The sequence below is a fragment of the Nocardiopsis aegyptia genome, assembly GCF_013410755.1.
Taxonomy (GTDB): domain Bacteria; phylum Actinomycetota; class Actinomycetes; order Streptosporangiales; family Streptosporangiaceae; genus Nocardiopsis; species Nocardiopsis aegyptia.
The window spans coordinates 614,517-637,253 of the sequence record NZ_JACCFS010000001.1 but is presented as its reverse complement, the minus strand read 5'-3'; the positions used below and the strand labels follow the sequence as shown (position 1 = coordinate 637,253).

Annotated in this window: 27 protein-coding genes; 14 read left to right on the top strand and 13 right to left on the bottom strand. The window is 73.3% G+C overall.

Going from position 1 to position 22,737, the window contains the following annotated elements; genetic code table 11:
• Positions 1–16: 16 nt before the first annotated feature.
• Genes HNR10_RS03030 through HNR10_RS03020 form a run of 3 tightly spaced genes read right to left on the bottom strand, consistent with a single transcriptional unit; the run spans position 17 to position 1,063 of the window.
• Positions 17–358, bottom strand: a complete 342-nt coding sequence (locus HNR10_RS03030) for an Asp23/Gls24 family envelope stress response protein (RefSeq protein WP_179820673.1) — start codon at positions 356–358, stop codon at positions 17–19.
• Complete coding sequence (locus tag HNR10_RS03025) at positions 355–537, bottom strand: hypothetical protein (RefSeq protein WP_179829495.1); 183 nt, start codon at positions 535–537, stop codon at positions 355–357. Before HNR10_RS03025 ends, HNR10_RS03030 begins: the two co-directional genes overlap by 4 nt.
• Positions 538–592: 55 nt before the next feature.
• A complete protein-coding gene (locus HNR10_RS03020) occupies positions 593–1,063 on the bottom strand; it encodes an Asp23/Gls24 family envelope stress response protein (RefSeq protein WP_179820671.1) in 471 nt (156 codons plus the stop codon).
• Between the two features lie 184 nt (positions 1,064–1,247).
• Here HNR10_RS03020 and HNR10_RS03015 point away from each other — a divergent pair, with 184 nt between their 5' ends.
• The 5 genes from HNR10_RS03015 to HNR10_RS02995 all read left to right on the top strand — a co-directional run bounded on the left by HNR10_RS03015 (position 1,248) and on the right by HNR10_RS02995 (position 5,726).
• Complete coding sequence (locus HNR10_RS03015) at positions 1,248–1,832, top strand: RNA polymerase sigma factor (RefSeq protein ID WP_376769722.1); 585 nt, start codon at positions 1,248–1,250, stop codon at positions 1,830–1,832.
• Positions 1,833–1,891: 59 nt separating this feature from the next.
• Entirely contained in the window at positions 1,892–2,377 is a 486-nt protein-coding gene (locus HNR10_RS03010; protein ID WP_312889081.1) for a hypothetical protein, read from the top strand.
• Positions 2,378–2,608: 231 nt separating this feature from the next.
• The gene (locus tag HNR10_RS03005; RefSeq protein ID WP_179820668.1) at positions 2,609–3,874 is read left to right on the top strand and encodes an ABC transporter substrate-binding protein; all 1,266 of its coding nucleotides are present in this window, start codon (positions 2,609–2,611) and stop codon (positions 3,872–3,874) included.
• Positions 3,871–4,860 carry a carbohydrate ABC transporter permease gene (locus HNR10_RS03000; RefSeq protein WP_179820666.1) on the top strand — a complete coding sequence of 330 codons (990 nt, stop codon included), beginning with the start codon at positions 3,871–3,873 and terminating at the stop codon, positions 4,858–4,860. Before HNR10_RS03005 ends, HNR10_RS03000 begins: the two co-directional genes overlap by 4 nt.
• Positions 4,857–5,726, top strand: coding sequence for a carbohydrate ABC transporter permease (locus HNR10_RS02995; RefSeq protein WP_179820665.1), 870 nt, complete (start codon positions 4,857–4,859; stop codon positions 5,724–5,726). Before HNR10_RS03000 ends, HNR10_RS02995 begins: the two co-directional genes overlap by 4 nt.
• A gap of 97 nt (positions 5,727–5,823) precedes the next feature.
• Here HNR10_RS02995 and HNR10_RS02990 read toward each other — a convergent pair whose 3' ends face one another.
• From HNR10_RS02990 to HNR10_RS02970, 5 genes are all read right to left on the bottom strand, one after another.
• Positions 5,824–6,531 (bottom strand): TetR/AcrR family transcriptional regulator, encoded by a 708-nt coding sequence (locus HNR10_RS02990; protein ID WP_179820663.1) that lies wholly within the window; start codon positions 6,529–6,531, stop codon positions 5,824–5,826.
• Positions 6,532–6,561: 30 nt separating this feature from the next.
• A complete protein-coding gene (locus HNR10_RS02985) occupies positions 6,562–7,239 on the bottom strand; it encodes a helix-turn-helix domain-containing protein (RefSeq protein ID WP_179820661.1) in 678 nt (225 codons plus the stop codon).
• A 204-nt stretch (positions 7,240–7,443) separates the two neighbouring features.
• Positions 7,444–8,196: a TIGR03085 family metal-binding protein gene (locus HNR10_RS02980; RefSeq protein ID WP_312889079.1), complete on the bottom strand. Its 753-nt coding sequence runs from the start codon at positions 8,194–8,196 to the stop codon at positions 7,444–7,446.
• A 52-nt stretch (positions 8,197–8,248) separates the two neighbouring features.
• Positions 8,249–10,870, bottom strand: a complete 2,622-nt coding sequence (locus HNR10_RS02975; protein ID WP_179820659.1) for a tetratricopeptide repeat protein — start codon at positions 10,868–10,870, stop codon at positions 8,249–8,251.
• A 470-nt stretch (positions 10,871–11,340) separates the two neighbouring features.
• Positions 11,341–11,772, bottom strand: coding sequence for a VOC family protein (locus tag HNR10_RS02970; RefSeq protein WP_179820657.1), 432 nt, complete (start codon positions 11,770–11,772; stop codon positions 11,341–11,343).
• A gap of 128 nt (positions 11,773–11,900) precedes the next feature.
• Between HNR10_RS02970 and HNR10_RS02965 the strand changes: the two genes are divergently transcribed.
• The 4 genes from HNR10_RS02965 to HNR10_RS02950 all read left to right on the top strand — a co-directional run bounded on the left by HNR10_RS02965 (position 11,901) and on the right by HNR10_RS02950 (position 15,391).
• Positions 11,901–12,596, top strand: coding sequence for a GntR family transcriptional regulator (locus HNR10_RS02965; RefSeq protein ID WP_312889078.1), 696 nt, complete (start codon positions 11,901–11,903; stop codon positions 12,594–12,596).
• A 129-nt stretch (positions 12,597–12,725) separates the two neighbouring features.
• Complete coding sequence (locus HNR10_RS02960; protein ID WP_179820655.1) at positions 12,726–13,562, top strand: arsenate reductase/protein-tyrosine-phosphatase family protein; 837 nt, start codon at positions 12,726–12,728, stop codon at positions 13,560–13,562.
• A complete protein-coding gene (locus tag HNR10_RS02955; protein WP_179820654.1) occupies positions 13,559–13,942 on the top strand; it encodes a VOC family protein in 384 nt (127 codons plus the stop codon). The genes HNR10_RS02960 and HNR10_RS02955 overlap by 4 nt, the downstream gene beginning before the upstream one ends.
• A gap of 129 nt (positions 13,943–14,071) precedes the next feature.
• Positions 14,072–15,391, top strand: a complete 1,320-nt coding sequence (locus HNR10_RS02950; RefSeq protein ID WP_312889077.1) for a TIGR01777 family oxidoreductase — start codon at positions 14,072–14,074, stop codon at positions 15,389–15,391.
• A 174-nt stretch (positions 15,392–15,565) separates the two neighbouring features.
• Here the strand turns inward: HNR10_RS02950 and HNR10_RS02945 are convergent, their stop codons facing one another.
• Positions 15,566–16,315, bottom strand: a complete 750-nt coding sequence (locus tag HNR10_RS02945; protein ID WP_179820650.1) for an SDR family oxidoreductase — start codon at positions 16,313–16,315, stop codon at positions 15,566–15,568.
• An 80-nt stretch (positions 16,316–16,395) separates the two neighbouring features.
• Between HNR10_RS02945 and HNR10_RS02940 the strand changes: the two genes are divergently transcribed.
• Both HNR10_RS02940 and HNR10_RS02935 read left to right on the top strand, forming a co-directional pair.
• Positions 16,396–16,869: an RrF2 family transcriptional regulator gene (locus tag HNR10_RS02940; RefSeq protein ID WP_179820649.1), complete on the top strand. Its 474-nt coding sequence runs from the start codon at positions 16,396–16,398 to the stop codon at positions 16,867–16,869.
• Positions 16,870–17,064: 195 nt separating this feature from the next.
• The gene (locus HNR10_RS02935) at positions 17,065–18,243 is read left to right on the top strand and encodes an MFS transporter (RefSeq protein WP_179820647.1); all 1,179 of its coding nucleotides are present in this window, start codon (positions 17,065–17,067) and stop codon (positions 18,241–18,243) included.
• A 98-nt stretch (positions 18,244–18,341) separates the two neighbouring features.
• On the opposite strand, the gene HNR10_RS02930 is transcribed toward HNR10_RS02935, so the two are convergent.
• Positions 18,342–19,073, bottom strand: coding sequence for a VOC family protein (locus HNR10_RS02930; protein ID WP_179820646.1), 732 nt, complete (start codon positions 19,071–19,073; stop codon positions 18,342–18,344).
• 272 nt (positions 19,074–19,345) lie between these two features.
• Here HNR10_RS02930 and HNR10_RS02925 point away from each other — a divergent pair, with 272 nt between their 5' ends.
• On the top strand, positions 19,346–19,840 hold the full coding sequence (locus tag HNR10_RS02925; protein ID WP_179820644.1) for a hypothetical protein: 495 nt from the start codon (positions 19,346–19,348) through the stop codon (positions 19,838–19,840).
• 85 nt (positions 19,841–19,925) lie between these two features.
• Here HNR10_RS02925 and HNR10_RS02920 read toward each other — a convergent pair whose 3' ends face one another.
• Positions 19,926–20,207, bottom strand: coding sequence for a hypothetical protein (locus tag HNR10_RS02920; RefSeq protein WP_179820642.1), 282 nt, complete (start codon positions 20,205–20,207; stop codon positions 19,926–19,928).
• Between the two features lie 197 nt (positions 20,208–20,404).
• Between HNR10_RS02920 and HNR10_RS02915 the strand changes: the two genes are divergently transcribed.
• Positions 20,405–20,908, top strand: coding sequence for a GNAT family N-acetyltransferase (locus tag HNR10_RS02915; protein ID WP_312889075.1), 504 nt, complete (start codon positions 20,405–20,407; stop codon positions 20,906–20,908).
• Between the two features lie 116 nt (positions 20,909–21,024).
• Here the strand turns inward: HNR10_RS02915 and HNR10_RS02910 are convergent, their stop codons facing one another.
• Positions 21,025–21,225 (bottom strand): DUF2795 domain-containing protein, encoded by a 201-nt coding sequence (locus HNR10_RS02910; RefSeq protein ID WP_246406023.1) that lies wholly within the window; start codon positions 21,223–21,225, stop codon positions 21,025–21,027.
• A gap of 157 nt (positions 21,226–21,382) precedes the next feature.
• Positions 21,383–21,523, bottom strand: coding sequence for a hypothetical protein (locus HNR10_RS02905; protein WP_179820639.1), 141 nt, complete (start codon positions 21,521–21,523; stop codon positions 21,383–21,385).
• Positions 21,524–21,701: 178 nt separating this feature from the next.
• On the opposite strand from HNR10_RS02905, the gene HNR10_RS02900 reads away from it, so the two are divergent.
• Entirely contained in the window at positions 21,702–22,736 is a 1,035-nt protein-coding gene (locus HNR10_RS02900; RefSeq protein WP_179820637.1) for an iron-siderophore ABC transporter substrate-binding protein, read from the top strand.
• Position 22,737: the final 1 nt, after the last annotated feature.

The window sequence follows — 22,737 nt, the reverse complement described above, 5'->3', positions numbered from 1 at the left end:
GGTTCAGCCTTCGGGTTCAGCGCAGGACCGGCGCGAGGACGAGGCGGACGACACTGATGTCCGCGGTGTGGACACGCAGCCCCGTGGTCTGCTCCACCGCCGCCACCAGGCGTCCGCGCAGGTCGGCGGCGTCCGTTTCCAGCGGGCGGGGGTAGGACATCGCCACCTCCACCCGCAGGGCCACACGGGAGCCGCCGCGACTCACCTCCACCCGCACCGCGGGACCCGTGATCGCTCCTGGCAGGGCCCCCTCCAGCGGACGCACGGCCTCGTGGGCCAGTGCCTCGTGGCGCACCAGGCGCTCGATGACGCGGTCGGCCACCGTGGTCCGGCCGCGGGTGGCCGGTGCGGTCGTCACAGATCCCTCCGGTCCCTCGGCGAGAACAGCGCGGCGAGGTCCACCTCGCCGGCGTAGGCCCGGCCGAGGATGAACCCCACCGTCCCGAACAGCAGGACCAGGAGGAACGCCCAGAACCCCCCGAACGCGGCGGCGAGGCCCAGGACGGTGCCGAAGGCGAGTCCGACGAGCGGCCACATGATTCCTCGTCTCTGGTCTTCGTACTGGGTCTTCAGGGGCTTCACCATGTCTTCCTCACCGCACGCGGGGCTCGGCGCCCGGGCCGTCCTCGCCGTCGTCGGGGAGGTGGATGTCGTCGATGGCGACGTTCACCTCGGTCACCTCCAGCCCCGTCATGCGCTCCACCGCCGAGACGACGTTGCGCCGCACCTCGCCGGCCAGGTCGGGGATGACGGCTCCGTATTCGACGACCAGGTTGATGTCGACCGCCGCCTGGCGCTCGCCGACCTCGACCGCGACGCCGCGGTCCGCCGCGGAGGTGGAGGTCGATCCGGGGATGCGCTCGCGAACCGCGTCGAAGGCCCGGGCCGTGTTGCCGCCCATCCGATGGACACCGCGGACCTCGCGAGCCGCCATGCCGGAGATCTTGGCGACCACGTGGTCGGCGATCACGGTGCGGCCCTGGGAGTCGCCGCCGGCGGGGGCGTCGGCACGGCGCTGAACGGTGCCGACGCCCGCGGAGTTGTGGGTGTTCGTGTCTGCCATCGTCGTCTCCTCGTGTCGGTCTCGTCTGTCCCGGTGCCGGGGATCGAACCGGCGCCGTCTCCTGTCAGGACACGGGCCGGGCCGGCTGCCTCACGGACCAATGGATGTGTTCTGGATCACGTTCCTCGGGGTGCTTGAATGGACACGAAACGTGTCCGTCTGCAGACCCTGGAGTGGGTGATCCGTGTCGGGTGAACGCTCCGAGGCGGGGTGGGATCAAGCCGTGCCGGAGGCCTCCGTTCCCGAGGCCGTCCTTGTCGAACGCGCGCAGAGCGGAGACGACAAGGCGTTCGAGGCCCTGTTGCGGCGGCACCAGGACGCGGTCTACCGCGTCGCCCTGCGCATCCTGAGGGATCCAGGGGATGCGCGGGACTGCGCCCAGGAGGCCCTCATCACCGCATGGCACAAGCTCTCCGAGCTGCGCGATGCCGAGGCCTTCGGTCCATGGCTCAAGCGCATCGCGGGGCGCCGGGCCCTGAACCAGCTTCGGGCGCGGGCGGATACCGAGCCGATGGACGAGCGGAACATGCCCGATTCCCACAGTGCCGGGCCCGTGGCCGAAGCGCTGGCGGGCGACCTTCGCGGGGCCCTCTTCCGTGCGCTGGCCGATCTGCCCCCGTCACAGCGCACCTGCTGGGTCCTGCGTGAGATGGAAGGATGGGGATATGAAGACATAGCGGAAGTCGTCGACGCGACCCCGACCGCCGTGCGTGGGCGGATCCACCGTGCCCGCGCCCATCTCGTGAAGGCTCTTGCACCATGGCGCTAGAACCGCCCGACGGCGGCGATCACGGACTCCTTCCGTGCGGCAACGGTGAGGACGCGCTGGTGCGTCACCTTCTCGACGGCCGTCCGACGGAACACGAGGCGCAGTGCTCACACTGCCGGGCCGCCGCCCGCGACCTCGCCCCCCTGATCCGCGCGCTGGGCGAGCCGGAGCTTGAGGCGACCACGGCTCCCGCGGGACTCGTCGACGACGTGATGCGCGCGATCCGGGCCGAACGCGGGACTCGCCGCAGCCTGGAGCTCGACGGCCCCGGCCCGGGAACGACGCGGATACGGGAGACCGCGGTCGCGGCCATGGCCCGGTTCTCCGCCAGAGGTGTGTCCGGTGTGCTCGTCGGGCGCTGCCGAGTACACCGGGAGGAGGAGGGTCTCGCGGTCTCGCTGACCGCCCGAGTCACTCAGGGCACACCGATCGCTGCGGCGGCGGAGGAGGTGCGCCGTGCCGTGCGCGACATCCTGGAGGACCGCCTCCGCCTGACGGTCACCCGGATCGACATCGAGATCGTCGGTCTGATCGAGGCCGACTGAGCGGTCGGTCACCCCCGTGCCCCGTGGCGGCGGGAGCGCGATCACGCGACAGGACGGGGCTTCCCAGCCCCGGCGGCCGGTCACCAGGTCACGTCTCGGCGTCGTGATCGCCCGCACTGTTGACGTCCTCGACTGTGCATACCAATGATGTCAGAGTCGATGATGTTGTGATTTGGGACACGTGGGTGGTTCGGGTCGTGGGACGGGTCGGCCATCCGGGGAGGAGCTCTCATGCGCTCACGATGGTGGTCGGTCGCGGCGGGGGCGCTGGGTCTGGCCCTGGTGGCCTCCGGCTGCGGAGGCGGAGGCCGGGACGGAGGAGAGAGCCAGGTCGAGGTCTTCTCCTGGTGGACCGGCGGCGGTGAGGAGGCCGGTCTCAACGCCCTCATCGAGATGTACGAGGACCAGAACCCCGACGTCGAGTTCGTCAACGCGGCGGTGGCCGGCGGATCGGGCACCAACGCCCAGGCGGTCCTGGAAGGCCGCCTGCAGAGCCAGGATCCCCCCGACTCCTTCCAGGGACACGCCGGCGCCGAGCTCCAGGACTACATCGAGGCCGGGTACCTGCAGCCCCTCGACGACTTCTTCGACGAGCAGGGCCTGCACGAGGCCCTCCCCGACCAGCTGGTCGAACAGATCTCCTACGAGGGCAGCGTCTACTCCGTGCCCGTGAACATCCACCGCTCCAACGTCCTCTGGTACAACCCCTCCGTGCTGGAGGAGGCCGGGGTCGACGGCCCGCCCGAGACCCTGGACGAGCTGATCGACGCGCTGGAGGCGGTCGAGGCCGAGACCGACGCCATCCCCATGGCGGTCGGCGCGCAGTGGACCGTCGACCACCTGCTGGAGTCGGTGCTGCTGGGCTCGCTGGGCACCGAGGCCTACAACGCGCTCTGGGAGCCGGGCGCCGACTGGGACACCCCGGAGATGGCCGAGGCGCTCGCGACGTTCGAGGAGGTCATGGCCTACACCCAGGAGGAGTCGGCCGCCGAGGACTGGCAGGAGGCCGCGCGCCGCGTCTCCGACGGCGAGGCCGCCTTCAACATCATGGGCGACTGGGCCGCCGGCTACTTCGACGAGCTCGGCGCCATCCCGGAGGAGGACTACGCCTGGGCGGCCTCGCCGGGGACCGAGGGCACCTACATGTGGCTGTCGGACAGCTTCACCCTCCCGGTGGGCGCGCCGCACGAGGAGCACGCCCGGACCTGGCTGGAGCTGGTGGCCAGCCAGGAGGGCCAGGACACCTTCAACCCGCTCAAGGGTTCGATCCCGGCCCGTGAGGACGCCGAACCCGCCCACTACGCCGACAACCCCTACCTGGAGTCGGCCCTGGCCGAATGGCAGTCCGATCCCCAGCTGGCGGGTTCGTTCTGGCACGGGGTGACCGTGGGCAACCGGTGGAAGAACGACATCGACACCGCGGTGGGCCTCTATCTCCAGAACGAGGACCTGGACGCGCTCAACGAGGCCCTGCACCAGGCCGCGCAGACCGAATGAGCGAACCGACGACCCGGCCCGGTGCCGCCTCGGGCGGCACCGGGCCACCACGGCCGACCCGCCCACGCCACGGCTCACGCGGGGCGCGCCTGCTGACGCGGGTCCGCTCCTGGCTGCCCTCCCTGCTGCTGGTCTCCCCGTCGATCCTCCTCCTCGGCCTGTTCGTCTACGGGATGATCGGCTGGAACACCCGGCTGGCGCTCAGCGACCAGCACCGGCCCATCGACGAGGGCTCCTTCGTCGGGCTGGACAACTTCGTCGCCCTGTGGCAGGAGGCCCGCTGGCCCGCCGCCGTGAACAACGCGATCGTGTTCACGGTCGTGTTCGTCGGTGGCGCCCTGCTGCTGGGCTGGCTGCTGGGGCTGCTCCTGGACAAGGGCATCCGCGGCGAGCCGGTCTTCCGCACCCTGTTCCTGGCGCCGATGGCGGTGTCGTTCATCGCCACCGGCGTGGTCTGGCGCTGGCTGATGAACCCGGCGCCGGTCGAGCGTGCCACCGGGCTCAACGCCCTGTTCGTCCAGTTCAACCTGGACTTCCTGGTCAACACCTGGTGGACCGCGCCCGACTTCGGCATGGCGGCGATGGCCCTGCCCGCGATCTGGCAGCTGTCGGGCTACGTCATGGCCCTGTTCCTGGCCGGGTTCCGCGGTGTGCCCGAGGAGCTGCGCGAGGCGGCCCGGGTGGACGGCTGCTCGGAGTGGGGCGTGTACTGGCACGTGGTCATGCCACAGCTGCGACCGGTCACCCTGAGCGCCGTCATCATCATCGGGCACATGTCGCTGAAGGTGTTCGACCTGATCATCGCGATCGCCGGCCAGCAGATCGTCGCCGACGTGCCCGCGGTGTACATGTGGTCGACCGTCTTCGAGGTCCGTGACCCGGCCAAGGGCGCCACGATCGCCTCGTACCTGCTCGTCGCGGTGGCGGTGTTCGTCATCCCCTACCTGGTATGGACGATGCGCAAGGAACGGAGCGAGGGGCGATGAGCCAGAGTGCGCCCGATCGGGTGATCGCTCCGGGCGGCGGGACGGCGGGGACCACCCGGCGCGGCCAGGCCGTGAAGTTCGCCGTGCTGGTCGTGCTGGCGGCGTTCTTCCTCATGCCGATGTACGTGCTGGTGGTGACCGGTTTCAAGCCCTTCGCGGAGGCCACGTCCGCCCGCGCCTGGCTGCTGCCGCGGCAGTGGAGCACGGAGGGGTGGGCGGCGGCGTGGACCGCGCTGGCCCCGGGGCTGTGGAACAGCGTGCGCATGGTGGTGCCCGCCGCCGTGATCTCGGCGGTGCTGGGGTCGCTGAACGGCTACGTCATGGCGCGGTGGCGCTTCCCCGGCGCGGACACCGTCTTCACCCTGTTCCTGTTCGGGATGTTCATCCCCTACCAGGCGGTGATGATCCCGCTCCAGCAGATCATGGTGAGCTCGGGGCTGATGGGCGGGCTGTTCCCGCTGATCCTGGCGCACACGGTGTACGGCATCCCGATCTGCACGCTCATCTTCCGCAACTACTACGCGAGCATCCCGCACACGCTCATCGAGGCGGCGCGGGTGGACGGGGCGGGCCTGCTCCGCACCTACGCCCACGTGGTCCTGCCGGTCTCGGCCCCCGCGTTCGCGGTGACGCTCATCTGGCAGTTCACCTCGGCGTGGAACGACTTCCTGTTCGCGGTCTTCCTCACCGGTCCGCGGAGCTGGCCGGTGACGGTCCAGCTGAACAACGTTGCCGGGTCGATGGTGGTCCCCTACAACCAGCAGATGGCGGCCGCCGTGCTGGCCTCCCTGCCGACCCTGGTCATCTACCTGCTGCTGGGCCGCTACTTCATGCGCGGCCTGATGGCGGGCGCCCTCAAGGGCTGAGCCCTGAGCGGCCGGCGGCCGTCAGGCGGGGGTCCGTGGCCGGCGGCCGGTGGGGACGCCCGTCACCGGCCACCGGCCGGAGGCGTGGTCGGGCCGGTCAGGCCCCGGCGTCGGCCCCGGCGTCGGCCACGCGGGTGAGGAGCTCCTCGAAGAGCAGGCGCTCGCCGCGGCTGAACTCGGCCCCGGACTCGTCCAGGACCGACCGCAGGGCGACCGCGCGCCGCCCGGGCTCGCTCCCGCCCGCCGGCGCGTCGCCGGTGGCCGCCGCGATGACCGCCTCCCGGGTCCGGGCCGACAGCGACGGGTCCCGTCGCTCCGGCGCGGTCCCGATGAGGCTGAGGGTGACGCCCATCCCGGCGGCGTGGAGCATGTCCGCGGCCTGCTCGACACCGACGACGAGCCGCCCGGCCCGCGCCACCCGCTCCACGATCGAGAGCAGGATGGCGCGTGAGCGCGCGGCGACCGCGTTGGGCTCCCCGGGTGCGGGTTCGCCGTACATGAGCAGGTAGTGGGCGGGGTTGGCCAAGCCGAACTCCACGTGCAGGTCCCAACCCCGGCGCAGGTCCTCGACCGGGTCGTCGGATGGCTCCTGGGCCGTCTTGCGCTCGATGTAGCGCGCGAACCCGTCCGCCGCGACCGCGTCGAGCAGCCCCGTCATGTCCCCGAACAGGCGGTAGATGGTCGGGGGCTGGACGCCCGCGGCGGTACTGACGGCACGCGTGGTGACGGCGGAGCGCCCCTGGGAGCGCAGGAGCTCCGCGGCGGCTTCGACGACCCTGTCGCGGTGGTCGGTTCGGGCTGGCATGTATCAATGGTAACAGAACAGTGATATCGGTTATCGTCGCCCCGCCGTGACTCGGCGTCCGGTCACCTGGTCGGGTGTCACCCGGACGTAGGTCTCCCGCTCACCGCCCGCCCACGGCCGCACCGGTGCCAGGGCCCGCAGCGCCGCGTCCTCGTCCGGGTCGTGCACGATCCGGGCCAGGCCGGTGACGAGCACACTCCACCCCTCGCTCATGGTGTCGTCCAGGCGGTCGACCTCGAATCCGACGTAGCCGGGGAGCTGCCGGACCAGTTCCGCGTCCGCCGCCGTCCGGAAGGCGACGTCGCCGTCGACCAGGGCGTAGTTGACCGGCAGGACCACCGGCCCCGACCGCGTCGGGGAGACGAAGGCCACCCGGCCCACGCCGCCGGGCCCGATCAGGTCCAGGCACGCGCGGCGGGACAGGCCGCTCAGCCTGGGCCGGGGCACGGCCGTCGAGGCCACACCCGGCGGGACGTCGGTGTCCGCGCCCAGGAGGTGGTCCGTCGAGGTGCGCAGCGCGTCGGCCAGGCGGTACAGGGCGCGTTTGGTCAACTGTGGCGGATGCGACTCCAGGTAGGCCACGAAGCCGGGCGCCATGCCCGCGCGTTCGGCGACCTCCTCCTGGCTGAGCCCGAGCTCGGCGCGTCGCTGCGCGACCCTGCGCCCGAGGTCGCCCCTCGCCCGCTCCGTCTCCTGATCGTGCTCCATGGTCCCCCCGCTTCCCCCGTACGGTTCGGCGATCGGGGCGGGCGGGGTCACGTGCCCGTCACGTGCCCGCCCCGTGCCCGCGCCGACACCCGACGCTCGGCGTCCTCCCTCCCATACTGGCCGGTGAGAGGCCCGGGCGAAAGGACTTCGGGTGTCACCTGAGGGGACCTTCGGCCCTGGACGGGCCACGGCGGGCGGGGAGACTCAGGAGGGCCGGCCCGGCAGCGGAAGGGCCTCGGCCAGGCGGGCGACCGCCTCCGGATCGCCCTCGGCGCCGATGCGGGCACGGGCGCCGCGCCCGAAGGCGAAGAGGACGAGTTCGCCGGGTTCTCCGGTCACCGTGACCGAGGGGACGCTCTTGCGGGCGTGGACGGTGCGTCCGTCCGGGCGCCGCAGCACCAGCCCCACCGGCGCCTTGGGGCCGGTCTCCAGCCGGGCCAGGGGCGAGAGCTTGCCCCACAGCGCCTCGGTGAGGCCCGGATCGACGTCCTCGGCCGCGCCGGCCGCGTCGTCGGGGTCGGTCGTCCAGTCCTGGGCCGCGCGGCGCACGTCCTCGGCGTGCACGTAGTACTCCACCGTGTTGGCGCCCTCGTCCGCGCCCGGCAGGGCGAACGGCGACAGTAGCGGAGGCCCGTCGCGGAACGTCGACAGCAGCCACGGGTAGGGGCGGCGGGCGTAGCGTTCCTGGACCTTGGCGGTCCAGCCGGCCAGGAAGGGGATCCTGATGCCGGCCGCCGCGTCCATCCGGTGCTCGCGCAGCACCAGGTGCGCGGCGAGGTCGGTGGTCGTCCACCCCGCGCAGAGCGTGGGGGCGTCCGGGCCCGCGGCGGCCAACAGCTCGGCCAGACGGTGCCGTTCGTTGCGGGCGTGGTGGCTCATGGTCTCCGCCTGTCGGAATCGTCGGCGCGCGGCGCCGGCGGCGGTCCGGCCGGCGGCCGCCGCGGTGGCAGTCGCCACCACGCTATCGGTGTCCCCCCAGGAGCGCCCGGGAGGACACCGCGCGTCGGCCTCAGCCGTCCGGGCGGCGTTCGTGCTCCTCGCGGGCCGCCCTCCCGCGCCAGTGCTCCAGGCCGGCCTGGATCTCATGGGTCTGGGGATGGTCGGGTCCAAGGATCCGCAGCTGGTCGGGCATGAGGTCCGCGAGGAACTCGGCCGCGAGGGCGGGGTCGCCCGCCTCGCCGAGGAAGCGGGCGCGCCTGTGGCGCGTGTCGAGAACCTGCGGATGATCCGGGCCCAGGTATCTCAGCTGGTCGGGCATGAGCTCATCGAGCTCTCGCAGGGCGGCCGCGGAGTCACCCGCCACACCCTTCCACGCGGCCATCTGAGCACGGGTCGTCAGGGTGTCGGGGTGCATGGGACCGAGAACGCGCAGCAGATTCGGCAGCACGGCCGTGAGGTCGCCGATGGCTCCGTGGGGATCGCCGGAACGCCCGCGCCACCGGGCGAGCTGGATCCGGGCGACCAGGGTGTTGGGATGGTCGTCTCCCATCAGTCGCCGGTGGTCCTCGACCAGAGTCCGCCAGTCCTCGACCGCGGCTCGTTTCTGGCCGGCCTTGCCCTTCAACCCGGCAAGATAGCTCCGAGCGCTGATGGTGTCGTGATGCTCGGGGCCCAGGACGGTCATCAGGTGGGGCAGGAGGGTCTTCAGCGTTTCCAGGGCTTCCTCGGTGCGGCCCGCCCTGCCGTCCCACCGTGCCATCTGCACGAGTGCGCCCAGGGTTCGAGGGTGCTCCGCCCCCAGGGAGCGTTCCGCCTCGGTGGCCAGCGCGCGGAAATCCTTCGCACAGGTCGCAGCGTCGCCCGACATGCCGTGCCAGAAGATGAGTTCGTATCTGGCCGTCAGCGTGTCGGGGTGGTCGGGACCGAGCCGAGCCGTCGCCGTTCCGGTCACCGATTCCATGTGGTCGACGGCCTGAGGGAGGGCTCCCGACCGGCCGAGACTCTGCCCGTACCGGATGATGACCGGGTGCAGGCCGTCCTCCCACAGCCACTCCTCGGCGTGCTCGACCAGGGCCGCGGTGTTGGCCCGCAGCCGGTGTCCGGGGGCGCTGGCGTGGACACGCATCGGCCAGACCCGCACCAGGGCGTCGGCCGCGGTGCGGGCGGTGTCGCGGTCGGGGCGCGTCGCGCGCTGCTCGCGGGTGGCGCGCTGGACCAGCCGGTGGACGCCGACGACGGCGTCGTCGCCGAACCCGGACCGGGTCACCAGGTGCAGCCGCGCCAGCGCCGACAGGGCGTCGTCGGCGTCGTGCCCGGTGGGTTCGGGCCGGTCCGGGTGCGCCCGGCCCAGGTACTCCAGCACGGGAGGCGAGGTCAGGGCCGTGACGGGGGCGCCGGTGGGGTCCAGCAGGCTGAGCAGGCGCATCATCGGCAGGGCCAGTCCGCGCGGGGTGAGCGTGTCGGCGTGCTCGACCGACATCGACCACGTGGTGGCGACCGTGCGCGCGTCGTCGTCGGGCAGGCTCTCGCGCTCGGGGAACATCCGCTCCAGCGCGCCGCGCTGGTCCCGCAGCCGTGCGCGGTAGGAGGCGCACGTCATGCTGTCACGGCGGTCGCGGATGTAGGCGGCGGCGTGGGAGAGGGCGAGCGGCAGATGGCCCAGGTCCTCGGCCAGGGCGGCCAGGTCCGCCTCCTCCGGTGCTCTGGGCAGCCCGGAGAGCGCTGTGGCCAGGTAGGTGTGTGCCTCGGCGGGGGTGTAGGTGCCCACGTCGATGAAGGCGCGGCCCCGTCCGGCGAGGGCGGTGTCGGTGCGCCGGGTGGTGACCACCAGGCGCCCCAGCGGGCCCGGGGCGGACGCGTCGGCCGATCCCTCGGTCGCGGGCGTGGTGGCCGTCGGCGGCCACAGCCCGCGGACGTGTTCGGGCACGTCGAGGTTGTCCAGGACGACCAGCCAGCGCCGGTCGGTGGTCTGGAGCCAGGTCAGGAACTGGAGGGCGGCCCGGTCGGGGTCCTCGTCGACGTGGCCGACGGAAACGGCCCGCGCCGCGTCCGCGTAGGCCTGGACGATGGTGGAGCGCTCGGCCGCCGGGACCCAGACGACGAGGTCGACCGCCTCCCTCGCCAGCAGCGCGCGGGTGTGGTGGGCGGCGAGCTGGGTCTTGCCGACGCCGCCCATGCCCGACAGCACCTGGCCCAGGACCACGGTGGGGTGGTCCTTCGAGGTGTGGGCCAGCCGGTCGGTCAGCTCCCGGTGCTGGAAGTGGTCGGCCTCGTTGGGCAGGACACCGACGACAACGGGCCAGTCCGGTTCGGCCGCGGGGGAGTGCACGATCTGGGTGTCGATGACGGTGTGGTGGGTCGGCTGGTGGACCGTGAGGTCGCGGCCCTGGAGGACGGTGCCGCCGGTGACGCCGCCCGCGACCGCGTTGTCCGTCGGACCCGCGGCCGACGACGACGCGGCGGCGGGCGCCGGGACCGTGGCCGCCACGGGCACAGGGGCCGCGGGCGCCTCCGCGGTGGGCCGGCGTACCCGGGCCGTCACCGCGGCCGCGAGGAGGAGCACGGCCGCGCCCCCGCCGGCCCAGGCCAGGGGCCGCGCCGAGGGACCGCCGACGGTCCACGCGAGCCCGGCGAGAGCGCCGAGGACGACGGCGGCCACGAGCCCGAACCGGGTCCACTGTGCGGTTGTCATGGCGCACATTGTTGCGCGGGAACGCCCGCGTTGTCAGGTGTCCTGGTCAGGCGGGTGGATGTGCACCTGCCCGATGTGCGACGCCTGGACGACGGTGCCCGACACCGGCCCGTGGACGTGGTTGCGACCCGCGCCGGGGTCCTCGCGGGCGGGTCCCGGCCGGGGTCTCAGAGCCGGCCACCGACGCTCGACCCGGTGATTCAGCAGGAGTGTGGTGGGGCTGAGGGCGGGCGGGGAATTCCGGGCAGGCTCCGCCAGCGGTGATGGCTCCGATAAGAGGGCTCAGATGCCTCAGTGCCGGTGCGCCGATCTCCTGGGTCGCCCTTTCCTTCGGTGCGATGCGGTCGCGACGACGATACCCGTACCGGACCGGGGTGGGAAGACCCGCTCCGCCACCGAGGTGGGCGTGCGGGCCGTGCTCAGCCCCGCCCCCGGGAGGACGGCCCGGGGGCGGGGCGGTCAGTGGGGTCTCAGACGGCGAAGACCTGGGAGTCGTCGGCGAACGCCTTGAACTCCAGCGCGTTGCCCGCCGGGTCGAGCAGGAACATCGTCCACTGCTCGCCGGGCTGCCCCTCGAACCGCAGGTAGGGCTCGATGACGAAGTCGGTCCCGGCGGCGCGCAGGCGGTCGGCGAGCGTGTGGAACTCCGGGACCGCCAGGACCAGCCCGAAGTGCGGCACGGGGACGTCGTGGCCGTCGACCGGGTTGTGGATCCCCTCCTGCCGGGCTGGAGCCAGGTGGGTCACGAACTGGTGGCCGTGCAGGTTCCAGTCCACCCAGGTGTCGGAGCTGCGGCCCTGCTCCAGGCCGAGGACCTCGCCGTAGAAGCGGCGCGCGGCGGCCAGGTCGTCGACGGGCATGGCCAGGTGGAACCGCGGGATGGGGGAGTCGAGAACGGTCATGGTGCGTGGCTGCCTTCCTGGGAGGGGGCCCGGCGACTCTCGGGCTGCGCTTGTCCGAATGTTAACATTGCGACAAGCGCGTGAACAGTAGGGTGGCTCCCACACATCGACGAGGGAGAGAGCCGAGCGTGACCGATGAACTGGGCAGGGTGGCCCCGGCCCGGCGCAGGGGACTGGCCGACGAGGTGGCGGACCGGATCCGCGAGGCCGTCTTCAGCGGGGCCTACGCCCCGGGTGCGCAGCTGCGCGAGGTCGAGCTGTCCGGAGCGCTGGAGGTCAGCCGTGGCCCGGTGCGCGAGGCGCTGCTGCGGCTGGAGCGCGAGGGCCTGGTCCGCAGCGCCTGGCACCGCGGCGCCACGGTCACGACCCTGACACCGCGCGACATCGTCGAACTCGACAGCCTGCGCGACGCGCTGGAGCGGCTCGCCGTCCGACTGGTGGTCGAGCACGCCTCCGACGCGGACATCGCCGCCGTCGAGCAGGCCGCCGAACGCATGGAACGCGCCGAGGACGAGCACGCGATGGTGCGCCGCGACATCGACTTCCACGACGCCGTCTACGCCGCCGCCGGCCACGGTCGCCTGGAGGAGGCCTGGCGGGCCATCCGCTCGCAGGTCCACCTGTTCCTGCTGACGCGCATCGGCCGCGAGTCCCGGAACTACCTCGCCCACATCCCCGGCGAGCACCGGGAGCTGGCCGCCGCCCTGCGCTCCCGTGACGCCGACCGCGCGCTGGAGCTCTTCGCCGACCACCGCCGCACGGCCCTGGACGTGCTCACCGCCGCCCCGCAGCCGGAAGAGGGCGCCGGTACCGGCCAGGGCTGACCGCCCGGCCGCCGAGGGCCGGTGCGGGCACCCGGTTGCACTGGCACCCCGGTTTCGCGGGCACCCGATCCTCGATGTCGTGCGTCCGAGGGAAGGTCCATCAAACTGGTTTGATGTAGTATGGCGGGTATGGAGGCAGCGGAACCGGAAGCCCCGGCGTTCCTACGGTTGGCCGCGCACCCGCTGCGGTGGCGGTTGCTGACCGCCCTGGCCACGAGCGACTACCGGGTCCGCGAACTCGTCGAGCTGCTCGACCGGCCGCAGAACCTGGTCTCCTACCACCTGCGCCTGCTGCGCCGGAGCGGGCTGGTCACCGTTCGGCGGAGCGGCTACGACGCCCGCGACGGCTACCACCACCTCGACCTGGAGCGCTGCGCGCACGCGTTGACCGGAGTCGGCGCCGCCCTGCACCCGGCGCTGCGCCCGGACACCGCCCCTGGCGTCGCCCCCGGCACCCTCGCCGCTCCCACGTCTCCCGCCGCTCCCGCCGCGCCCGCTCCCCTCGGCGTGCGCCCGTCGGCCCGGCCCCGCGTGCTCTTCGCGTGCACTGGCAACAGCGCCCGCTCACCGGTCGCCGCGGCCCTGCTGTCCCACCGCTCCGGCGGCTCGGTGGAGGCGGCCAGCGCCGGAAGCCACCCCAGGGCCCGCGTCCACCCCGGCGCCGTGCGGGTCCTGCGCGAGCACTACGGCATCGACATCGCCGACCACCGGCCGCGCCGACTGGACGCGGCGGCCCTTCCCCGCTTCGACCAGCTGGTCAGCCTGTGCGACAGGGTCCGCGAGACCCCGGAGTTGCGCGCCCGTCCCGGGCTCGTCCACTGGAGCATGCCCGACCCGGCGGACGCGGGCGGCGCCGACGAGGACGACCGCGCCGCCTTCCGGGACATGGCCGCGGAGATCGACACCCGCGTCCGCCACCTGCTGCCCGTCCTCACCCGCGTCAACGAACCGGAGGTCCGACCATGACCGCCACCGACGAGTTCGCCAGCGTCCGGTACGTCGTCGACGACGTGGCCGCCGCCGTCGACTTCTACACCGGATACCTCGGCTTCACCCTGCTCACCCACCCCGCGCCCGCCTTCGCCGACGTGGTCCGCGGGCCGCTGCGACTCCTGCTGTCGGGCCCGGCCAGCTCCGGCGCCCGTGCCACGCCCGACGACGCCGCCGCGCCCGGCCGCAACCGCGCACACCTGGTCGTCGACGACCTCGACCACGAGATCGAGCGGTTGCGTGCGGCCGGGCTGTCCTTCCGTACCGACGTCGTCGCGGGTCCGGGCGGACGCCAGATCCTGCTCACCGACCCGTCCGGCAACCTCGTCGAGCTGTTCGAGCCCGCCGCGCGCTGATCCGGTGCCGACCGGCGCCGACCGGAGGCCGCGCCCCACCGCCGCACGGGCGGGTCGGCGCGCTACGGTGGCCACGGACCGGACCCCCGTGCGAGCTTGGAGTCGACCGTGGTCTTTCAGCGTTCGAGTGTGGTGCAGGCGCCTGTCGACGAGGTCTTCGACTGGCACGCCCGGCCGGGCGCGTTCGCCCGTCTGGCGCCCCCGTGGCAGCCGGTCCGCCCGGTCGCCGAGGCCCGTTCGCTGCGCGACGGCGCGGCGGTGCTCGCACTGCCCGGCGGACTCCGCTGGGTCGCGGTCCACGATCCCGACGCCTACGATCCGCCGCGCCGCTTCGCCGACCGGCTCGCCTCGCCACCGCTCTCGTCCGTCCTGCGCTGGGTGCACACGCACGACTTCGCGGCGGAGAACGGGCGGGGCACCCGGGTCACCGACCGTGTGGACACCTCGGTGCCCGACGCGGCGCTGACCTCGATGTTCGCCTACCGCCACGCCCAGCTCGCCGACGACCTCGACGCGCTGCGGCGCAGCCGGGCGTGGGGGAGCGAACAGGTCACGGTGGCGGTGACGGGGGCCGGCGGGCTCGTCGGATCGGCGCTGACGTCGCTGCTCACCACGAGCGGGCACCGCGTGGTCCGTCTGGTGCGCGGCACGCCGAAGCGGCCGGACGAACGGCACTGGGACCTCGAACGGCCGGCCGAGGACCTGTTCCGGGGGATCGACGCCGTCGTACACCTGGCGGGCGCGCCCCTGTTCGGCCGGTTCACCGACGCGCACAGGGCGGCGATCCGCGACAGCCGGGTCGGTCCCACCCGCGCCCTGGCCCGGCGCGCGGCGGACACTCCGGATGGCCCGCGCGTGTTCGTCTCGGCCTCGGGCATCGGCTACTACGGCGCGCGCCGCGGGGACGAGGTCCTCACCGAGGACAGCCCGCGCGGCGACGGGTTCCTGGCCGACGTCGTCGCCGACTGGGAGCGGGCGGCGGCTCCGGCGGCCGAGGCGGGGCTGCGGTGCGTGCAGGTGCGCACCGGCATCGCCCAGTCGCCCCGGGGCGGCGCGCTCGGGATCCAATGGCCCCTGTTCGCGGCGGGACTGGGCGGACCGATCGGGGACGGCCGCCAGTGGACGTCCTGGATCGGTTTGGACGACCTCACCGACATCTACCTGCGGGCGGTGCTGGACGCGGGTCTGTCCGGGCCGGTCAACGCGGTCGCCCCGCACCCGGTGCGCGGGCGCGTCTACGCGCTGGTCCTGGGCGGAGTGCTGCGCCGCCCCGCGCTGGTGCCGGTCCCCGCGTGGGGGCCGGGTCTGCTGCTGGGCACCGAGGGCGCGAAGGAGACGGCACTGGCCGACCAGCGCGTGCGGCCGGAACGGCTGCTCGCGGCCGGGCACCACTTCCGCCACCCCCGACTGGACACGGCACTGGCCCACCTCTTCGGCCGCTCCCGCTGACCCGCCTGCCACGGGGCGCCGCGCGGCGGGGCGGGCACCCGCCGAACGCGATCAGGACGCGGCCGCCCCGAGGCGGGCACCCGCTGGACGCCACCAGGACTCGGCCGCCCCGCGCCCCTGCCTCCGCTCACCCGCCCGCGCCCCGGCCGCCCCACCGCGCCCCGGCCCCGGCCGCTAGACCTCGCTCTGCTCCGCGAGCCACGCGTCGAAGGTGGTCGGCACGAGGCGGGCGCCCTCGCCCGGCAACAGCACGTTCCCGGCCATCGACGTGCCGAAGAGCCCGGACCAGGTCGGGACGAGCCTGACGTCCTGTCCCCGCGCGGCGTGCGTGCGCCGGGCCATGTCCACGAGGTCCTGAGTCTCCGGCCCGGCGACGTCGCGGTAGCGCCCCTGGGGCTCGCCGACCGCGATCTCGGCGAGCACGTCGGCCACGTCCGCCGGGGCGATCGGCTGGACGAGCAGGGGCGCGAGGGCGGCGACGCCGTCCCGTTCCGTCCATGAGGCCACCATGGCGGCGAAGTCGTGGAACTGCGTGGCCCGCACGATGGTCCACGGGATCGGCCCCTCGGCGACCAGGCGCTCCTGTTCGCGCTTGCCGGCGTAGTGCGCGTTGCCCTCGACCGCGTCGATGCCGACGATCGACAGCACCACGTGGTGGCGCACGCCCGCCTTCTCCCCGGCGGTGAGCAGGTTGCGCGTGGTGGTGCCGAAGAAGTCCACGGTCTGCGACCGCTCGGTGCCGGTGTGGTTGGTGGTGTCGACGACGGCCGCGACCCCGGCGAGCGCGTCGTCGAGTCCGTCCCCCGTGGTCAGGTCCCTGCCGAGCGACCGGCTGATCGGGACGACCTCGTGGCCGGCCCGTTCCAGGGCCGCGACGGTCAGGGAGCCGATGTTGCCGGTCGCTCCGGCGACGGCGATGCGCATGGTGTCCTCCTTGGCTTCGACTACGGCGGAGCGTATCTCGGACTAAAAAGATCCGCAATATCTGCGATATCATCGCGGATATGAAGCTTCCCGCGAGCACCGAATGGGTCCTGCACTGCGCCACGTCCCTGGCCCAGCTCGAACCGGACGCCACCGCGTCCGCGGCCCAGCTCGCCGCCCACTTCGACCTGCCGGCGGCCTACCTGGCCAAACAGCTGCAACCGCTGGTCAAAGCCGGTGTGCTGGCCGCGACCACCGGTCCCCGGGGCGGGTTCCGCCTCGCCAGGGCGCCCGGCGAGATCACGATGCTCCAGATCGTCGAGGCGGTCGACGGCGCGTCATCGCCCTACGAGTGCCGCGAGATCCGCCAACGGGGCCGCGGCGCCCTGCCGCCCGAGGACTGCCGCCACACGTGCGTCCTCGCCGCGAGGATGGCCGAGGCTCACGACGCCTGGCGCGCCAGCCTGGCGGCGGTCTCCCTCGCCGACATCCTCGCCGACCTGCCCGACTGGGCGCCCGCCCGCACCCGCTCGCTCCTGGGCACCCGGCACTGAACAGCCCTCCGCCGGTCGTGCCGGCCGTGATCGGGCTTCTCCACGCTCCGCGCGGCCGGGCGGGCGCGGACGAGCCGGGTCGGGGCCGTGTAGCCGGGGGCCGCCTCGGTCGCCGACCGGGGTGTCATGGGATGATCCCCTGTCGTGTCCGCGTGGCCGACGGAACGGCAGGGGGCCGGACGGGGAGGGCACGGTATGACGGGAACGGGCGCGGGGACCGCGGGACGGTGGCTGTGGCCGCTGCTGGCGAGCGTGGTGTTCACCCACACCGCCCTCAACATCGCCCGACCGCTCATCTCCTACCGGACCATCGCCCTGGGCGGCGACGCCGTCGCGGTCGGCCTCATCACGGCCGCCTACGCGCTGCTACCCCTGCTGATCGCGGTGTCGGTCGGCCGGTCGACCGACCGCTCCCGGCGCATCGCCTGGATCGTGGGCGTGGGCGGAGCGATCCTCGCGGTGGGATGCGTCGCCCTGGCGGCGACCACCGGCCTGGTCTCCCTCGCGGTGGCCAGCACGGTGGTGGGCGTGGGCCACCTGCTGTGCATGGTCGCCGGGCAGGGGCTCATCGCCCGGTTCTCCCCGGCCGAGCACCTGGACCGCGACTTCGGATGGTTCACCGCCGCCGCGTCCCTGGGCCAGCTCGCCGGACCGCTGATCTCCGGCGCCCTGCTCGCCGACTCCTCCGGCCCGGCCCTGCTCACGGCGACCTCGACGGCGCTGGGCGTCGCCGGTGTGACGGCCGTCCTGGGCGCCGCGTCGGTCATCCCCCTGCTGCGGCTGCGCTTGGCGGCGCACTCCGCCAAGGGCACGACCCCGGTGGTGCCCGCCCGCGAGATCCTGACCCGGCGCCGGATGCCGTCGGCGCTGCTGACCAGCCTGGCGCTGCTGACGGCCGTGGACATCCTCACGGCCTACCTGCCGCTGATCGCGGAGAGCCGGGACATCTCGCCCATGCTCGTCGGCGTGCTGCTGAGCCTGCGCGCCGGATCCTCCCTGCTGTCCCGACTGTGCCTGCCCTGGCTGCTCACCCGCTGGTCGCGCAAGGCGCTGATCATGGCGAGCACCGGGGTGGCCGGGCTGTCCCTGGCCCTGGTCGCCCTGCCCGGCGGCGGGCCGGTGACCCTCGGCGCGGTGCTGGTCGTGGGCGGGTTCCTGCTCGGTCTCGGCCAGCCGCTGACCATGGCCGAGGTCGCCACCCTGGCGCCGCAGGGGGCGCGCGGCGCCGCGCTGGCGCTGCGGATCTGGGGGAACCGGCTCGGCCAGGTCGCCGTCCCGGCGGCCGCGGCGGGTGTGGCGGGCGCCGTGGGCGCGCCGGGAGCGCTGCTGTTCTCGGCGGTGGTGCTGTTCGCCGCCGCCGCGGCCGCCAGGTAGCCGCTCGGGCCTCCGAACCGCCGGACGGGGCCGGTGGTCAGTCGGCCGGCGCCGGTGCTCACCGGGTCGGTGCGGTGCTCACTGGACGGCGCCGGTGCTCACAGGGTCGGTGCGGTCGCCAGTCGGAACTCGTTGCCCGAGGGATCGGTGAACAGCCGCCAGAGCGCCCCGGGATCGGACTCGACCGGGCGCGCCCCCAGGTCCACCAGCCGCTGGTGGGCGTCGGCGGCCCGCTCCCCGCCGTCGAGGCCCACCACCAGGCCCATCGCGTTGCGCCCGCCGGCCGGCTTGGGGCCGAGTTCGGCACAGAACGCCAGCAGGGGCCCCGAGCCGTCGGGGTGCCGCAGTTCGGGGTCGCCGCCGTCGTCGGGTTCGCCGACGGGCGTCCACCCCGTCACCTTCGCCCAGAAGTCCCGGTCGGCCCGGGGAGAGGCGGAGTCGATGGGCAGCGCTCCGATTCCGGGGCCCGGACCCGCGTAGCGCGCGCCGGGCATCACACAGAACACGTGGTCCTCGGTGTCGGCCAGTACCTCCCAGGGCACGTCTCCCTGGCCCACGTCGCGTCGCCGGGCCCCGAGCCCGAGCAGGCGGCGCGCGTAGCCGCCGTGGTCGCTCCCGCCGTGCAGGTCGAGGTGGAGCCGTGTGACGGCCTCCTCCCCGCGGTCGGTGAACGCCGCCGGTGCGGGGACCAGGCGGAACCCGGTGCCAGGAGTGCGCAGCTCGAACCCGGCGTCCCCGCGCGGGTGCGCCGGGACCCCCAGGGCCGCGGACCAGAAGCGGGCCTGTGCCGACGGGTTTCGCGCCTCGAGGGCGATCGCGTCCAGGTACATGACGGGCACCCTAGCCTGCCGATCCGACACAGGGGCGGACAGGCGGCCGGTCCAGCCGGTACGGTCACCGGATGCAACCGTTGCACCGGCTGGACGAATCCCACGGAGGGTCCGGAGCCGGGGGAGCGGGTTCCGGCGACCACGCGCGTGCCCACCAGGCTGAGCCCGATCAGGAGCGGGCGCGCACCCGGGAGTGACGCACACGGGCCGCGAACGTGGGGGTGAGGCCGTGCCCTACCCTGGCCCTCATCGCTTCAGCGGAGGGGGAACGCGTGCCCATCGACGATCAGCGGGGGTGGGCTCTGCTCCGGCAGCTCGACGACCCCGACCACCTGGAGTTCCCCCGCGGGTACGACGACGTCGCCACCGGCGCCAGGTTCACCCGGCTCGTGGCCCGCCTGAACCGGCGCTTCGGCTGCGCGTGCGCAGTCGACCGGGTCGTCGAGGACGCCGGCTACCACGGAACCATCATCATCCCGGCCGCCGCCACGGACAGCGGAAGGTACATCACGGTGACCGTGAGCAACTTCGGGAACCTCGCCGCTCTCACCCTGGGCGACACCGGTGGCCGTGGCGAGGACGAGGAACGCGAACTCTTCCTGAGCACCGACCGTCCCCGTGTCGAGGACGAGCTCGATGCCCTCGGCTACATCAGCATCTCGGAGCACCTGTTCAGGAGGCGATACGACGGTGACAACGACTTCGCCTCCTCCTACCCGCCAGAGCGTCCCCTGACGTGGTGGACCCGCTTCTTCGACCACATGTGATCCGGGTGGCCGCGACCCCGGGTCCCGTCCGTGAGCACAGGACGACCTCCACCGGACGACGGGCCGCAAGGACCGGCCGCCGTGGTCAGAACACCTGGTTCGGCTCCCAGACCCCGTTCGGGTCCCAGGCTCCGGTGGGTGCGCTGGAGACCTGGAAGCCGTTCGGGTCCCAGGTTCCGTTCGGGTCCCAGTTCCCGGCCGGTGCGCTGGAGACCTGGAAGCCGTTCGGGTCCCAGGTTCCGTTCGGGTCCCAGTTCCCGGCCGGTGCGCTGGAGACCTGGAAGCCGTCCTCGCCGGCCAGGGCCGGGCCCGAGGAGGCCAGGGCGATCCCCGCCCCGGCCAGGAGTGCCATCGTCAGTGCGCGCATGACGCGTTCCGCCTTTCTCTCCGGTTCCGGCCCTGTCGAAGGGCTTCACAGGTGAGACGCGCCGACGGCGTTCCGTGTTCGCTGACGATCACCATCGCGCGCCGGGTACACCAGTGGGGGCCGGGCGCCGGCATGGCGGGGCACGGCCGCCTCCACGAGAACGAAAGGCCCCCATGGACCCGGCACGACGAACACGAGTGACCGAGCGGCTGCGGCTGGAACCGGTCCGCCCCGCCCTCGCCGACGACCTGTGGCTCCTGCACCAGGACGCGGGCATCGCCCGCTGGTACGGCGGAACGTACAGCCGTGCGGAGGCACGGGAGCGTGCCGCGGGGATGGGGGCGACCTGGGCGGGCGGCGGCGTCCACAAGTGGCTCGCCTACGACCGGGAGTCGGGGGGGCTGGTCGGACGCGGCGGCCTCTCCTACCAGGAAGTCGACGGCGCCCGCCGACTGGAGGCCGGGTGGGCGGTGCGCGGGAGCCTGTGGGGCCGCGGGTACGCGAGCGAGATCGGCCGCGCGTCCCTGGCCGTGGCCTTCGACGAGCTGAACGCCGACGAGGTGGTCTCGTTCACGGAGGTGGACAACCTGCGGTCCCGCGCCGTGATGGAGCGGCTCGGGTTCGGGAGCCCGCGCGAGATCCGCCACCGCGGCGAACCCTTCGTCCTGTACGTGCTGCCCCGTCCCCAGGGACGGCACTGACAGCGGACGAGGCGCGAGCGCGACGCCACCGGTGCGGGCCCGGCCGTCGCGTGCTCGGCGGAGGATGCTGCGCCTCCGCCGGTGGACGCCGGGCCGGGCCGCCGGTCGCGGCGTGACTACGAGCGGGGAACGTCCCCCAGGTGCGGCCACAGGGTACGCAGGTTCGCGTACATGCCTTCGGGAAGAAGGCCGAGTGCCGTCAGGACGGGCTCGGGAGCCCCGTGCTGTCCGGCGGCGGCGATGATCTGCGTACGGGTCATCCCGCCTGTGGTGAACGATCCGTCGAGGTAGTCCGCGATCTCTGTTCGGGTGACCAACGCCAGTACCTCCAGGAGTGTGCGCGCGAGGCGCACATGAGTGGGTGGCGCGGTTGCGCACGCCCTGCTCCTGAGTGTGCGCCATCCCGGACCCCACTCGCGCCCCCGCGGTCCCCCGGAGGAGGCCAATTCCCGGTGAAACCTTCGCGCGATCGGGTCAGTCGGCGGGCCGCGCCCACCGGCGCAGCGCGTCGATCGTCGTGTCAGGGGAGGTGTGGAAGCAGAACACGCTCCCAGGGGAGAGCTCGTTGAGCGGCTTCGCCGCCCGCTCGAAGAGCAGTGTGTGCTCCGCCACCATGCGCAGGCCCGCCGGCGTCGGTCTCCCGGCCGGGCCGCGCAGGCAGGTCCCCGGTCGCGGCGCCGGAGCCCCGTGACTTCGCCTGACTTGTGACCGACCCTCCCGGCTTGTGCCGATTCGCGAGGCTGCTAACTTAGGTGAGCCTACCCTCATTTCTCCACGAGTGGGATTACTTCTGATGCGCACCTTCCGGTTTCCGGCCCTGACCACAGCCGCCGTCGCCGTCCTCCTCCTCTCCGCCTGCGGCGGCGGGACCGAGGCGGAGGACACCGCGGCCGAAGGGGGCTCCGGCGACTACCCCATCGTCATCGAGCACGCCCTCGGCACCACCACCATCGAGGAGAAGCCCGAACGCGTCGCCACCGTCCAGTGGGCCAACCACGAGGTCCCTCTGGCGCTCGGTGTCGTGCCCGTCGGCATGGCCTCCGCCGACTTCGGCGACGATGACGACGACGGCGTCCTGCCGTGGGTCGAGGAGGAGCTCGACGAGCTCGGCGCCGAGACCCCGGTCCTCTTCGACGAGAACGACGGCATCGACTTCGAGGCCGTCGCCGACACCCGGCCGGACGTCATCCTGGCCACGTACTCCGGGCTCACCCAGGAGGACTACGACACCCTGAGCGAGATCGCCCCGGTCGTGGCCTATCCCGACGCCCCCTGGGCCACCCCCTGGCGCGAGATCGTCCGGCTCAACAGCCAGGCGATCGGCATGCCCGAGGAGGGCGAGGAGCTGATCGCCGACCTCGAGGCCGAGATCGAGGCGACCGTCGCGGACTACCCGCAGCTCCAGGGCAAGTCCGCCATGTTCATGACCCACGTCGACGCCACCGACGTCAGCGAGATCGGCTTCTACACCACGCACGACACCAGGACCCTGTTCTTCGAGGACCTGGGCATGGTGATCCCCGACAGCGTCGAGCAGGCCTCCGCCGACACCGACCAGTTCTCCCTCACCCGCAGCGCCGAGCAGATCGACGAGTTCGACGACGTCGACATCATCACCGGCTACGGCGACGAGACCGGTGAACTCCTCCAGACGCTGCGTGACGACCCGCTGGTGTCGAAGCTGCCCGCGGTCGAGCGCGACTCGATCTACCTGCTGCCCGGCAGCACGCCGCTCGGTACGGCCGCCAACCCCACCCCGCTGTCCATCTCCTGGGTCCTCGAGGACTACGTCGCGGCGCTCGCCGAGGCGGCCGACAAGGTCGAGTGAG

Excerpts from the sequence above, each read along its gene's own strand:
- HNR10_RS02985 (WP_179820661.1), bottom strand. The coding sequence starts at position 7,239 with ATGGAGCACGATCAGGAGACGGAGCGGGCGAGGGGCGACCTCGGGCGC.
- HNR10_RS02945 (WP_179820650.1), bottom strand. The coding sequence starts at position 16,315 with ATGCGCATCGCCGTCGCCGGAGCGACCGGCAACATCGGCTCCCTGACC.
- HNR10_RS02955 (WP_179820654.1), top strand. The coding sequence starts at position 13,559 with ATGACCGCCACCGACGAGTTCGCCAGCGTCCGGTACGTCGTCGACGAC.
- HNR10_RS02990 (WP_179820663.1), bottom strand. The coding sequence starts at position 6,531 with ATGCCAGCCCGAACCGACCACCGCGACAGGGTCGTCGAAGCCGCCGCG.
- HNR10_RS03020 (WP_179820671.1), bottom strand. The coding sequence starts at position 1,063 with ATGGCAGACACGAACACCCACAACTCCGCGGGCGTCGGCACCGTTCAG.
- HNR10_RS02900 (WP_179820637.1), top strand. The coding sequence starts at position 21,702 with ATGCGCACCTTCCGGTTTCCGGCCCTGACCACAGCCGCCGTCGCCGTC.
- HNR10_RS03005 (WP_179820668.1), top strand. The coding sequence starts at position 2,609 with ATGCGCTCACGATGGTGGTCGGTCGCGGCGGGGGCGCTGGGTCTGGCC.
- HNR10_RS02975 (WP_179820659.1), bottom strand. The coding sequence starts at position 10,870 with ATGACAACCGCACAGTGGACCCGGTTCGGGCTCGTGGCCGCCGTCGTC.
- HNR10_RS02995 (WP_179820665.1), top strand. The coding sequence starts at position 4,857 with ATGAGCCAGAGTGCGCCCGATCGGGTGATCGCTCCGGGCGGCGGGACG.
- HNR10_RS02920 (WP_179820642.1), bottom strand. The coding sequence starts at position 20,207 with ATGCGCGCACTGACGATGGCACTCCTGGCCGGGGCGGGGATCGCCCTG.
- HNR10_RS03000 (WP_179820666.1), top strand. The coding sequence starts at position 3,871 with ATGAGCGAACCGACGACCCGGCCCGGTGCCGCCTCGGGCGGCACCGGG.
- HNR10_RS02940 (WP_179820649.1), top strand. The coding sequence starts at position 16,396 with ATGAAGCTTCCCGCGAGCACCGAATGGGTCCTGCACTGCGCCACGTCC.
- HNR10_RS02905 (WP_179820639.1), bottom strand. The coding sequence starts at position 21,523 with ATGGTGGCGGAGCACACACTGCTCTTCGAGCGGGCGGCGAAGCCGCTC.
- HNR10_RS02935 (WP_179820647.1), top strand. The coding sequence starts at position 17,065 with ATGACGGGAACGGGCGCGGGGACCGCGGGACGGTGGCTGTGGCCGCTG.
- HNR10_RS02970 (WP_179820657.1), bottom strand. The coding sequence starts at position 11,772 with ATGACCGTTCTCGACTCCCCCATCCCGCGGTTCCACCTGGCCATGCCC.
- HNR10_RS02930 (WP_179820646.1), bottom strand. The coding sequence starts at position 19,073 with ATGTACCTGGACGCGATCGCCCTCGAGGCGCGAAACCCGTCGGCACAG.
- HNR10_RS03025 (WP_179829495.1), bottom strand. The coding sequence starts at position 537 with ATGTGGCCGCTCGTCGGACTCGCCTTCGGCACCGTCCTGGGCCTCGCC.
- HNR10_RS02960 (WP_179820655.1), top strand. The coding sequence starts at position 12,726 with ATGGAGGCAGCGGAACCGGAAGCCCCGGCGTTCCTACGGTTGGCCGCG.